Here is an 11,837-nt window from a genome sequence, read left to right on the forward strand (position 1 = left end):
GCGCGTCAGACGACCGAGAGGTCGGAGCCTTCGTCCGAGGCGGAGAGCATCAGGACGTGGCAGACCGACGTCCATCCCAGGTGCGAATAGAGCTTCTGCCCGTCGAGCGAGGCGAGCAGCAGGCCGTCCTCCACATCGTGCTCAAACGCCTGTGCGGCCAGGGCCTTCATGATGAAGCTGCCCAGCCCGCGGCGCTGGAAGTCCGGTTCGGTCACGATCTTGTCGAACACGGCGGTCCCGTTGATCACGAGCACCTGTCCGCTGGCTGCGAGTTTGTCGCCCGATCGGACAACGGCATGGTGCACGCCGTTGGATTCGGACGACTCGAAGGTCAGTTCGTCATCGGAAAGCCACGGGTCCTCGGCGTCCTGCGTTTCCATGTCCACGACCATCATGGTCTGGGACGCGGATGTGACATTGAGCCCGTGCTGCTGCGCGAGGACCGTATACCGGTCAACGTCGTTGGTCAGGATGGTCAGCACCCGCGCCGGCACCTCTGCGGTCTTGGCTGCCAGGTCCGCAAACTCCGAGTCGGAGGGATCGGAAGCAAAATACTCCCATTCCCCGGTCGTGTCGGCTCGGAGGGCGGCAGGGAACCGTCCCTCAGTGCGGGTCTCATAGCCCCGGCAGCCGGCCCAGCCGGCTACCCAGACTTCCAGCAGATGAGTGATGTCTCCAACCATGGCTTCTGGCGTCATGTGATGAGACTATTCCAGCGCTGTCACAAGCAACAGAGCTTTGGCACTTGCTTATGCAATTGTGATGGGGCCCGGCCTTCCGCCCCGAGGAGCACCTCCATCGGCTTCGCCGTCCTGCGGCACCCGGATTCCGGTGCCTTCTACACAGCCAGTACCCTTAAATACGTGGCCTTGAACCGAATCGTCCTTTTTTACGGCTTTACCCCCATCGCTGACCCCGACGCCGTTAGGCTCTGGCAGCGAGCCCTTTGCGAGAAGCTGGGCCTGACCGGGCGCATCCTGATCTCCAAGGACGGCATCAACGCCACTGTGGGCGGCGAAATCAACGCGGTCAAGCAGTACGTCAAGACCACTCGCGAGTACAAGGGCTTTCACGGCATTGACGTGAAGTGGTCGGAGGGCGGCGCGGCTGACTTCCCCCGTCTCAGCGTCAAGGTCCGGGACGAGATCGTCTCCTTCGGCGCCCCCGGTGAGCTCAAGGTGGACGAGAACGGCGTCGTTGGCGGCGGGACGCACCTGGGGCCCGAGGAACTCCACAAACTCGTGGACGCAAAGAAGGAAAGCGGCGAGGACGTCGTGTTCTTCGACGGACGCAACGCCTTCGAGGCGCAGATCGGCAAGTTCAAGGATGCGGTTGTGCCGGACGTTGCCACCACCCACGACTTCATCAAGGAACTCGAGTCCGGTAAATACGACGCCCTGAAGGACAAACCGGTGGTCACGTACTGCACGGGCGGCATCCGCTGTGAGGTGCTCTCCAGCCTGATGGTAAACCGGGGCTTCAAAGAGGTGTACCAGCTCGACGGCGGAATCGTCCGGTACGGCGAAACGTTCAAGGATCAGGGCCTCTGGGAAGGTTCGCTGTACGTCTTCGACAAGCGCATGCACCTTGAGTTCAGTGAGGACGCGAAAACGATCGGCCAATGCGTCCGGTGCGCGTCGCCGACAAGCAAATTCGAGAACTGCTCCAACCTCAGCTGCCGCACCCTGACGCTGTACTGCGCCGAATGTGCCGCCAGCCCGGAAACCCTGCGCTGCCCGGAGGGTTGCGCAGCCTAGAGCCGGCTTATTTTGACCGCGAAGTTGGCATCCCTTCTCGCCTCCACGGTTATCCGCAGCACCGAAGCCTTTGAGAGGTGCACCACGTTCACCCTCGATGTGCCGCAGCGCAGGCTCAGGTCCACGAGGGCGAACTCGGAATCGCGCACGGTGAACGAGACCCGCCGTTCGCTGCGGCAGGCAAGCGTCAGGGCATACGTGCCGCTGGGCAGCCGCCCCGTGGACTCTTTCGTTTCGTCGTCCTCTTCGACAGTGCCGTAATCGGTGTACACGACCTGCCCCGAGGAGTCCGGCAGGACCTCGCGCGCCCATGCGTCGAGCTCGGCGCCTGACACGGGAAGGTTCAACAGCGGATCCCGCGGCAGCGCCGCGTCTGTCACGGGCGTTGACGTGTCGACGGGAAGTGCGCCACGGCCGTCGTCGTAACTGTATTCGCAGCCGCTCAGGACGGCGCCGGCACTAAGCGCAAGGAAAAGCACGACGCCGGCTGCCGGGGCTCGCAGTGGCGGCACCCGCGGTGCCCGCCTGAAGGGTTTGCGTACGGAGGACATCCGCACTGTGGGCATACACCGACTTTAAGCCCGCCGGACCCGCGGGGCTATAGGCCAATGCAAGGTAAGCGGAGCTGGTCCGGCCCCGCGCTTCAGGACCCCGGTCCAGGTGCAGATTTTTCCGCCAGCCCCCTCGAACGAGCCGGTGTTCCCAGTGGCCGGGCTAGTTCGCCGGGACCAGCTGGTACGCATAAATGAGCGGGGCATCGACGCTGGACGTGCTGATTTCAAGAGCCCCGGCTGTGTCCACCGTGAGCTTGGTTGTTTCCCGGCTGCCGTTGCAGGCTGCCCCGGCATCCACCAGCTGCCGCCCGTTGAGCGACACTTCAAAGAAGGCTTTGCCCCCGCCCTCGCATGTCGCCGTCAGGGTGTAGCGGCCGGCCGGGACGCCGGCTGCTTCCCGGATGATCCGGTCGCGGTTGAGGATCTTGCCTGCATCCTCAAGAACAGCATCGCTGGCAGACGGCAATGCCGTGGCTTTCCACGCGGGAACGTCGGCGTTTTCGATGGACACCACGGATGAGCAGGCCGGAAGGACGAGCAGGATGCAGGCGGCTGCCGCCGCCCCTGAGAGGGCGCGGAGCATCGCCGGGAAACGTTCAGCCATACCTATAAACTTACCTGCTGCCGGAGGGCCGGCCGGCGGCCGGCCCGGCCCCGCCAGGGCCGTGATGCCGGGCCGCAGTGAAAGAGACAAGTCTGTCTGCAGCTGCCAGCGCTTTCGCCATTTCCGGCGAAGCCGCAAAGACCCGCTCCCCGCGGGACTCGAGGTCCACAGGGACAAGGTCACCCCGAACCGAGCGATGCCCCGGCGGCACTTTCCCCGGGATTCCCTGCTCCGCGGGGGCAGGCTGCGTGGGCGCCGGAGCCCCGGTGGGCCGGCCTGCGCTCTCTTCGGACAGCGTGAGGGCATCGATCTTGGCGCCGCCGATCTTGTCCAGCATCTCGTAGTCCTCGGCGGTGCAAAGGTCGCTGTCGGCCAGGTGCCTGAGCGTTATGAGGCCCACTACTGCCCGGCTGAAATCGCGCTCCATCGCCAGGTCGATGGCCCACTGGGTGCGCTGCCACCACTGGTCCCGGCGGTCCGCTTCGCGCCGTTGGGCGAGCGTCCGCCAGGCAATCCAGCCGGCGATCACAGCCGCCGCCAGCGTACTGAGGGGAGCGAATGCCGCAACGTACTGGAGCCACTCCGGGCCAGCCGCCGCTGCTTGGGTGCCGAGCATGGCCCCACTCTAGCCTCCCCCTAGGACAAATAGACTTGCCCGGTGACCGAATCAACGCTCTTCACTGCCGGCAATACCCCCGATGCTCCCCGCAGCGACCTCCCGGACCTCCTGCAGGCTTTGGCTGCGGACCTCCGGGAGCTGGACTACTCCGTGGACGGCGTCGCCGAGCTGCTGGGCCCGTCGGCATATTCGGCGCTGGACCGGGACCAGCTCATCCCCGCGCTGATCGTTACAGAGGAAGCCTCCCACGGCGCGCCGCGCACCGCGGCCCTTGCCGCCGTCGTACGTTTCTGGCTGCTGGCCGTTCCGCAGGATGCCACAGCGATCGATACCGCACTGCCGCGGACCCGGACGGCGGGCCTGGTGTCACTCGGGCTCGCGGAGGTCGCGGCGGCGGGGGTGACGGCAGTCGCGGACCTCAGGCCCTACGGCTGGGACGGCGCGGACCTTTGGGTGGCCAGCGACCTCGCCGCGCACCAGCGCCCCGGTGTGCTCCGCCACGACCACGTCCTGGGCATCGGGCAGGCCTCCACAACGCTGGTGCAGACCACCATCCGGCGGCGGGCCACGCGGGCCCTGGACCTGGGCACAGGCTGCGGCATCCAGACCTTCCACCTGCTGCACCACAGCGAGCACGTCACCGCCACGGACATCTCCGCGCGGGCCCTGGCGTTCACGCGCTTCAATATCCTGCTCAACGCCGAGGCGCTCCGCGTGGACCCGTCGCGGTCAGAGGACCGGGTGACGCTGCGGCGCGGCTCGCTTCTCGAGCCCGTGGCCGGACAGGAGTTCGACCTCGTAGTATCCAACCCGCCCTTCGTCATCACGCCGCGCAGCGACGGCGAGGCTGCCAAAGACCAGTTCACCTACCGCGACGGCGGCCTGCCGGGTGATGACATCGTGGCCTCCCTGGTCAAGTCCCTGCCGGAGGTGCTGGCGCCTGACGGAACAGCCCAGCTGTTGGGCAACTGGGAGATCACGGCGGGGAAGTCGTGGGAGGAGCGGCCGCAAAGCTGGGCCGGTCCGGACACCGATGCCTGGTTTATCCAGCGGGAGCAGGTCGGACCGGAACAGTATGCCGAGACCTGGCTGCAGGATGCCTCGGAAAACCGGGACCGCGGGCACTATCAGGAGGCATACTCCGCCTACCTCGATGACTTTGCTTCGCGGAACGTTGGCGGAATTGGCTTCGGCATGATCTGGCTGCGGCGGCCCGCGGCAGGATCCCGCCGGATCTACCGGTTTGAGGAGATCACGTATCCGATCGAGCAGCCTGTGGGTCCCCACCTCGGCGCCGCAATTAAACGCAGCGACTGGCTAGCTGCGAACGACCTGTCTACCACCCACCTGCTTGTGGCTGAGGACGTCACCGAAGAACGCCACCAACGGCCGGGCGCCGAACACCCCGGCGTGATCCTGCTGCGCCAGGGTGCCGGGCTTCGGCGCACCAACCTGCTGAGCACCGAACTTGCCGGTTTCGTCTCGGCGTGCGACGGCGACCTCTCGGCAGGGCAGATCATCGGTGCCCTGGAAGCCCTGCTGGGCGGATACGAGGGCTTTGACCGGGAAGCCTTCCGTGGCAGCATGCTCGCCGACGTCGCCAACCTGGTCAGGGACGGGTTCCTGCTGCCGGCAGGGGAGGACTAGGCCCTGCGGGGACCAAGGCTGGATATCAAGCATTCCTTTCACAACTGCGGCCGGCTGACTAGACTTAAGGCGTGAGCACAGACACGCCCCGCGGGGACCCTGCCGTCGGCATGGCACCAGACGGGGATGCCCAGCCGAAGCGCAGGGGCCGCCCGGAAAATAGGGTGGAGATCACCGACCCCAAGGCAATCCGGGCGCTGGCCCACGCCGCGAGGCTGGAGGTCATCTCCGAGCTGTACTCCACCCAGCTGAGCCGAACGGCCACCGAGCTTGCCGGGCAGACCGGCCTCACACCGAGCGCGATGAGTTACCACCTGAGGGCGCTGCAGAAATGGGGAATCGTGGCTCCGGCCGAGACGGCCGGGGACGCGCGCGAGCGGCGCTGGAAGGCTGCCGGCACTGATTTCGCCATCAACTCCGGCGGCGGGCCAGCCAGCCCTGACCTCACCGTCGTCGACCTCGAACTGCAGGCCTTCCGCCGCCGCGCCAACGCATACGCCAAGGCCCGGGCCGAGCAGCAGCAGCCCGGCGAAGTTCCGCCGCCCGCGGCGGTGGTGCTCGCCACTGACCTGCTGTATCTGACTCCGGCACAGCAGCTGGAACTCCGCGACAAGGTCTTTGGACTGCTGCGCAACTATGAGCTTGCGGACCTGGGCAGCATCCCGCCTGGGGCTGAGCGGATCGCCACCATGTGGTCCATGATTCCGGACGACCGGGCACCGCAACACCAGGGACGGAAGGGCGCCTCCGAGGGGTCCTAGCTGCGTTTCGTGGCCGTGACGGCGGCCACGCGTTTTCCACATGACTGCGCATGATTCTGCAAAATATGGTGAACTAGGCCAATATGGGCTCATCTGCCCGAGCAACCTTTTTCTGTAGGAGCACTGTGCCAAGCAAGGCCAAAACCGGCAAGAAACTCGTGATCGTGGAGTCTCCGGCCAAGAGCAAGACCATCGCCAAGTACCTGGGCGAGGGCTTCATCGTTGAGGCCTCCATCGGTCACATTCGCGACCTGCCGCAGCCGTCCGAACTTCCGGCGGAACTGAAGAAGACCTCCGTGGGCAAGTTCGCCGTCGACGTCGAAAACGGCTTCAAACCGTACTACGTCGTGTCTCCGGACAAGAAGAAGAAGGTGGCCGAACTCAAGGCCCAGCTCAAGGATGCCGACGCCCTCTACCTCGCAACCGATGGGGACCGCGAGGGCGAGGCCATCGCGTGGCACCTGCTGGAAGTGCTCAAGCCCAAGGTCCCGGTGTACCGGATGACCTTCGGTGAAATCACCAAGGAAGCCATCCACCGCGCCATGGACAACCTGCGCGACGTCGATGCCGCCCTGGTCGACGCCCAGGAAACCCGCCGCATCCTGGACCGGCTCTACGGCTACGAGATTTCCCCGGTGCTGTGGCGCAAGGTGGCCCGCGGCCTGTCTGCCGGCCGCGTGCAGTCGGTGGTGACCCGCATGGTGGTTGACCGTGAACGGGAACGGATGGCCTTCAAGGCAGCGTCCTACTGGGATTTGACCGGCCAGTTCGGCGCCGAGTCGGGCTCCTTCAAAGCGAAGCTCGCCGCCGTGGACGGTGCCAAGGTCGCCAGCGGCCGGGACTTTAACGACGACGGCGTGCTCACCGCCCGCAACGCGGTCCACCTCAACGAGGAACTCGCCACGTCGTTGGCGGCCGGGCTGGAAAATGCCGACTTCCGGGTCCGGTCCGTCGATACGAAGCCGTACACCCGCCGACCGGCCGCCCCGTTCACCACCTCCACGCTCCAGCAGGAGGCCGGCCGCAAGCTGCGGTTCTCGTCCAAGAGCACCATGCAGATCGCCCAGCGGCTGTACGAGAACGGCTACATCACCTACATGCGTACGGACTCCTCAGCGCTGAGCGACGAAGCCGTTACTGCAGCCCGCCGCCAGGCCTCAGAACTGTACGGCCCGGAGTACGTTCCGCAGTCGCCGCGTGTCTACACCAGCAAGGCCGCGAACGCGCAGGAGGCCCACGAGGCCATCCGCCCCGCCGGTGACTCGTTCCGCACCCCGGCCCAGGTCGCCAAGCAGCTCTCCGGTGACGAATTCCGCCTGTACGAACTGATCTGGAAGCGCACCGTCGCATCCCAGATGGGCGACGCGAAGGGCTCCACCGCCACCATCCGCCTCGGCGCGGTGGCAGCCGACGGCCGCGACGCCGAGTTCTCGGCCTCCGGCACCGTCATCACCTTCCCCGGCTTCCTCGCTGCCTATGAGGAAGGGAAGGACGAAAGCCGCGGAGACGACGAGTCCGAGGAAGCCCGCCGCCTGCCGAACGTGGCCAAGAACGACTCCCTCACCGCCTCGGACATCATCGCCGTGGGCCACGAGACCTCCCCGCCGCCGCGCTACACGGAAGCCTCGCTCACAGCCGAACTGGAAAAGAAGGGCATCGGACGCCCGTCCACCTACGCCTCCACGATTTCCACGATCCAGGACCGCGGCTACGTGCGTAAGCAGGGCTCGGCTTTGGTACCCAGCTGGATTGCCTTCTCCGTGGTGCGGCTCCTTGAGCAGCACTTCACGGATTACGTGGACTACGAGTTCACGGCCGACATGGAAGGCGACCTGGACAAGATCGCCAATGGCCAGGCCGTCGGCGCCGCCTGGCTCAAGCACTTCTACTACGGCGAAGATGCTGATCCCGGCCTGCTGAGCATCGTCAACAACCTGGGCGAGATCGACGCGCGGGAAATCAACTCGGTGCCCATTGCGGACGGCATCACGCTGCGCGTCGGAAAGTTCGGACCGTACCTCGAAAGCTCTGTCCCCACCGTGGATCCGAAGACGGGCGAGGTGGTGGAATCCGCCCGCGCCAACGTGCCCGAGGACCTGGCCCCGGACGAGCTCACAGCCGCCAAGGCCGTGGAGCTGATGGAGACAGCCGCGCCTGAGGAACGGGTCCTCGGCAACGATCCCCACACCGGCCACACCGTGGTCGCCAAGAATGGACGGTACGGCGCCTACGTCACCGAGATCATCCCTGAGATGACCGAAGAGCAGATCGCCAACCAGCCGGTCGAGTACTACAAGAACGGCAAGCCCAAGCCGCCGAAAAAGCCGGTCAAGGCCAAGCCGCGCACCGGTTCCCTGTTCAAGTCCATGACAGTGGAATCCATCACCCTCGATGAGGCCCTGCAGCTCATGAGCCTCCCGCGGGTGCTCGGCGAAGACACTGAGGGCAACGTGATCACGGTCCAGAACGGCCGCTTCGGCCCGTACCTGAAGAAGGGCACGGACTCGCGCTCCATCGGCTCGGAAGAGGAAATCTTCACCATCACGCTGGAGCAGGCGCTGGAGATCTACTCCCAGCCCAAGCAGCGCGGTGCCCGCGCCGCCGTGCCGCCGCTGGCGGAGTTCGGCCCGGACCCTGTCTCGGAGAAGAACATCGTGGTGAAGGAGGGCCGCTTCGGGCCGTACATCACCGACGGCGTCACCAACATCACCGTGCCCCGGAGCACCTCGCTGGAGGAACTGACGCGGGAACAGGCTGTCGAACTGCTGGCCGAAAAGCGGGCCAAGGGTCCGGTCAAGCGGACAACCACCCGCAAGGCCCCGGCCAAGAAGGCAGCGGCAAAGAAGTAGGGACTGAGCCGCTGGTTGTGCTGCGGAATTGCGCCGGGCTTCGCATCGTGGTCGAGTAGATACATGACTGAACAGCCCGGACCCGCAGACACCACGCCGCTGAACGACCTCGAGGAGAAGCTGGCCCAAGGGGACCGGCCGGACGCCAACCCGGTGGACGTCATCCTGTCGTTCCTCAACAACGAGGTCTACATCATCAGTTCCGACGCCCTTGAGGGCGAGAACTCCGAGGTGGAACCGCTGGTGCTGGGCAACGCCGAGGGCCAGCCGGTACTGGCCGTGTTCTCACACCCCAGCCGCGTGGACCAGGAATACCTCGAGGCGGCCCCGAACGTTCTCGGGACCCAAGGTGCAGCCATCATTGCAAACATCGGTGACGAACTGGGCATGGTCATCAACCCCGGTGCAGCCTACGGATTTGAAATCAACCCCGAGGGCATCGCCAACATCAAGCGCGACTTCAAGCGGGCTGACGACAGCGACGCCAATCCCGCGGGACTCGAAGGCGAGTAGCGCCCCCCGTTCGGCACCAGGGATTCGGCACCAAGGGTTCGGGACCAGAGATTCGGCACCAAGGAAATGTGGACGCACGGATTGCTCCCGCCGGCGTTCCGGAGGGAATAATGGCAGGATGCGGCTAGGCGTCCTCGATATCGGATCCAATACTGTCCACCTCCTGCTGGTGGATGCACACCCCGGCGCGCGCCCCGTGCCTTTCGCCTCCCACAAGCGGCCCCTGTCCCTCGTGCAGTATCTCGACGGCGACGGCAACATCACCGATGCCGGCCAGCATGAGCTGGCAGAGTTCGTCCTTGAGGCGTGGGAATTTGCGGCGCGCCACAAGGCCGATGACCTGCTCGCCTTCTGTACGTCCGCCATCCGCGAGGCCACGAACGGGCCGACGGTGCTGGCCCGGGTGAAGCACGAGACGACAGTGACGCTGCAGGAACTGACCGGCAGCGAAGAGGCCTCCATGACGTTCTTCGCCGTCCGCCGCTGGTACGGCTGGGGCGCCGGCCCCATCCTGAACCTGGACATCGGCGGCGGCTCCTTCGAGATGGCGTCCGGCCAGGACGAGCTCCCGGAGCTGGCCACGTCCGTGCCCCTCGGTGCCAGCCGCCTCACCAGGGACTGGCTGCACGAGGATCCCCCCTCCGCCAAGAGCGTCAAGGAACTCCGGCGCTACATCCGGGCGACGCTCAAGCCCGCCGTCCGGAGCTTCGACCCGATCGGCAGGGCCAATGTCGTTGCCGGAACATCCAAGACCTTCCGCTCGCTGGCGCGCATCGCAGGCGCGGCACCGAGCGGCGCAGGCCCGTACGTGAAGCGCGAGCTGAACGCCACGGACCTGGGCATCTGGGCGCAGCGCATCTCGGCCATGAAAAGCGAGGACAGGCTGCATCTGCCGGGCGTCTCGGAGGCGCGCGCCAACCAGCTCCTGGCGGGCGCCTTGGTGGCGGAAGCGGCCCTGGAACTGTTCGCGTTCAAGAAGATCAAGATCTGCCCCTGGGCTTTGCGGGAAGGCCTCATCCTGCGGCGTCTCGACCAGCTGGTCTTTGAGGGCCCGCTGGAGCCGGCTCCGCATGTCGGACTCCCGCCTGGGGCCGCCCAGCACGCCGGTCCCCAGCAGGCGGAGCCGTTAGCGGCCGGATGAGCCGCAGCCGGCTTGGCATCAACCATGTCTGCTGATGAGGGTGCCTGTCAGCGAACCGGTTAAAGGTGAAGCGCCGGACGGTTTCGCAGAAGGAGTTGGGGGAACACTCCTGCAACCGACCGGCGCCGCGCCGATCCCGAAGGATCAGCTCCATCACTCGCACCTTGTGAGGCACTAAAAACACTAGCGAGCCAATATGGGTGTTCGACGGATTTTCCCTGAGTGGGAGCTGGGAATCGGATTGCCCCACCAGAGCGGCACTGCCTGGTTGAACCACCTAAGCGGTTAAAGAAAAAGCACCGACGGCCTGCCGCAGGAAAATGGGTAAACCGCTGCAGTCCGTCGGTGCCGGGCAAACATCCCCATGCTTGCCGTATCACTCGCACCCTCAATGAGGTAACACCAACGTTATGGCCCAAGAATGTGCGGAAGCTCGGACAAACATGTGAGCTTCCTGTGAATGGGCTCATGAAGCGGCCGGCCTGCATCCTCGGCGGCGAACTGCAATGATGGAGCAATGAGCAACCGAATCGCATTCCTTGGCTGTGGATCAATGAACGAGGCAATCCTGGGCGGTCTCCTCGAGGCGGGTACCAACCCGATGGACGTGGTGGCCACCGTGCGGCGCGCGGAGCGTGCTGCCGAACTGGCAGAACGCCATCATGGGATTACCGCCATTGCCGGTTCCGAGGAGCCTGACAACAACAAACAGGCGGCAAAGGGATCGGGTGTGGTCATCCTCGGTGTGAAGCCGATAGGGACGGCCGACCTGGCCCGCGAAATCAGCGGTTCTCTTGCCCCGGACACCATCGTCATCAGCGTCGCGGCGGCGGTCTCGATCGCCCAGCTGGAAGCAGCACTGCCGCAGGGGCAGCCGGTCATCCGGACCATGCCCAACACCCCGTCGAAGCTGGGACGGGGCGTCGTGTCCGTCTCCGCCGGTACCCACTGCACGCCTGAGCAGCTCCAGCAGGCTAAAGACATCCTCTCCGCGGTGGGGACCGTCGTCGAAATTCCGGAAGAGCAGGTGGACGCCCTCGGTGCCATCAGCGGTTCCGGGCCCGCGTACGCGTTCTACCTCGCCGAAGCCATGGCGGCAGCCGGCGTCGAGCTCGGACTTGATGCCGAGCTGGCCCTGCTGCTGGCTCGGGAGACCGTAGCGGGCGCGGGATTGATGCTGGCCGAGCCCGGTGCCGAGCCGGCCGCGCTGCGCAAGGCCGTGACCAGCCCGAACGGCACCACGGAACGCGCCATTGCCACCTTTGATGAGCGCGGCATGCCGGCGATCATCGCAGCGGGGGCGCGTGCGGCCGCGGACCGCGCCGCCGAGATCACCCGGCAGCTCGGCTAGTCCCCCCCCCCCCCCCCCCCCCCCCCCCCCCCCCCCCCCCC

At 65.9% G+C, this 11,837-nt stretch carries 11 protein-coding genes; 7 read left to right on the forward strand and 4 right to left on the reverse strand.

The genetic code is table 11. The annotated features are described in order from the left end of the window. Positions 1–5: 5 nt before the first annotated feature. Complete coding sequence (locus AC3A3W_RS14645; RefSeq protein WP_487443757.1) at positions 6–698, reverse strand: GNAT family N-acetyltransferase; 693 nt, start codon at positions 696–698, stop codon at positions 6–8. 165 nt (positions 699–863) lie between these two features. On the opposite strand from AC3A3W_RS14645, the gene trhO reads away from it, so the two are divergent. Then, complete coding sequence (trhO, locus tag AC3A3W_RS14650) at positions 864–1,757, forward strand: oxygen-dependent tRNA uridine(34) hydroxylase TrhO (RefSeq protein ID WP_487443758.1); 894 nt, start codon at positions 864–866, stop codon at positions 1,755–1,757. Here the strand turns inward: trhO and AC3A3W_RS14655 are convergent. The 3 genes from AC3A3W_RS14655 to AC3A3W_RS14665 all read right to left on the reverse strand — a co-directional run bounded on the left by AC3A3W_RS14655 (position 1,754) and on the right by AC3A3W_RS14665 (position 3,531). Next, on the reverse strand, positions 1,754–2,323 hold the full coding sequence (locus AC3A3W_RS14655) for a DUF6023 family protein (protein ID WP_487443759.1): 570 nt from the start codon (positions 2,321–2,323) through the stop codon (positions 1,754–1,756). The genes trhO and AC3A3W_RS14655 overlap by 4 nt on opposite strands. A gap of 148 nt (positions 2,324–2,471) precedes the next feature. After that, complete coding sequence (locus tag AC3A3W_RS14660; protein WP_487443760.1) at positions 2,472–2,915, reverse strand: DUF6023 family protein; 444 nt, start codon at positions 2,913–2,915, stop codon at positions 2,472–2,474. A gap of 10 nt (positions 2,916–2,925) precedes the next feature. Next, entirely contained in the window at positions 2,926–3,531 is a 606-nt protein-coding gene (locus AC3A3W_RS14665) for a hypothetical protein (protein ID WP_487443761.1), read from the reverse strand. Positions 3,532–3,573: 42 nt separating this feature from the next. On the opposite strand from AC3A3W_RS14665, the gene AC3A3W_RS14670 reads away from it, so the two are divergent. The 6 genes from AC3A3W_RS14670 to proC all read left to right on the forward strand — a co-directional run bounded on the left by AC3A3W_RS14670 (position 3,574) and on the right by proC (position 11,796). After that, complete coding sequence (locus AC3A3W_RS14670) at positions 3,574–5,181, forward strand: DUF7059 domain-containing protein (RefSeq protein ID WP_487443762.1); 1,608 nt, start codon at positions 3,574–3,576, stop codon at positions 5,179–5,181. 71 nt (positions 5,182–5,252) lie between these two features. Then, positions 5,253–5,942, forward strand: a complete 690-nt coding sequence (locus AC3A3W_RS14675; RefSeq protein ID WP_487443763.1) for a winged helix-turn-helix domain-containing protein — start codon at positions 5,253–5,255, stop codon at positions 5,940–5,942. A gap of 125 nt (positions 5,943–6,067) precedes the next feature. Next, positions 6,068–8,791, forward strand: coding sequence for a type I DNA topoisomerase (gene topA / locus AC3A3W_RS14680; RefSeq protein ID WP_487443764.1), 2,724 nt, complete (start codon positions 6,068–6,070; stop codon positions 8,789–8,791). 63 nt (positions 8,792–8,854) lie between these two features. Then, positions 8,855–9,304, forward strand: a complete 450-nt coding sequence (locus AC3A3W_RS14685) for an SseB family protein (RefSeq protein WP_487443765.1) — start codon at positions 8,855–8,857, stop codon at positions 9,302–9,304. Positions 9,305–9,422: 118 nt separating this feature from the next. Further along, positions 9,423–10,445, forward strand: coding sequence for a Ppx/GppA family phosphatase (locus tag AC3A3W_RS14690; RefSeq protein ID WP_487443766.1), 1,023 nt, complete (start codon positions 9,423–9,425; stop codon positions 10,443–10,445). 517 nt (positions 10,446–10,962) lie between these two features. Then, positions 10,963–11,796 (forward strand): pyrroline-5-carboxylate reductase, encoded by an 834-nt coding sequence (gene proC, locus AC3A3W_RS14695; RefSeq protein ID WP_487443767.1) that lies wholly within the window; start codon positions 10,963–10,965, stop codon positions 11,794–11,796. Positions 11,797–11,837: the final 41 nt, after the last annotated feature.

The sequence above is a fragment of the Arthrobacter sp. Soil_N43 genome (assembly GCF_057655195.1).

Bases quoted from the DNA above. Each gene is read 5' to 3' on its own strand.
- AC3A3W_RS14665 (WP_487443761.1), bottom strand. From the start codon at position 3,531: ATGCTCGGCACCCAAGCAGCGGCGGCTGGCCCGGAGTGGCTCCAGTAC.
- AC3A3W_RS14660 (WP_487443760.1), bottom strand. From the start codon at position 2,915: ATGGCTGAACGTTTCCCGGCGATGCTCCGCGCCCTCTCAGGGGCGGCG.
- AC3A3W_RS14690 (WP_487443766.1), top strand. From the start codon at position 9,423: ATGCGGCTAGGCGTCCTCGATATCGGATCCAATACTGTCCACCTCCTG.
- AC3A3W_RS14655 (WP_487443759.1), bottom strand. From the start codon at position 2,323: ATGCCCACAGTGCGGATGTCCTCCGTACGCAAACCCTTCAGGCGGGCA.
- proC (WP_487443767.1), top strand. From the start codon at position 10,963: ATGAGCAACCGAATCGCATTCCTTGGCTGTGGATCAATGAACGAGGCA.
- AC3A3W_RS14645 (WP_487443757.1), bottom strand. From the start codon at position 698: ATGACGCCAGAAGCCATGGTTGGAGACATCACTCATCTGCTGGAAGTC.
- AC3A3W_RS14685 (WP_487443765.1), top strand. From the start codon at position 8,855: ATGACTGAACAGCCCGGACCCGCAGACACCACGCCGCTGAACGACCTC.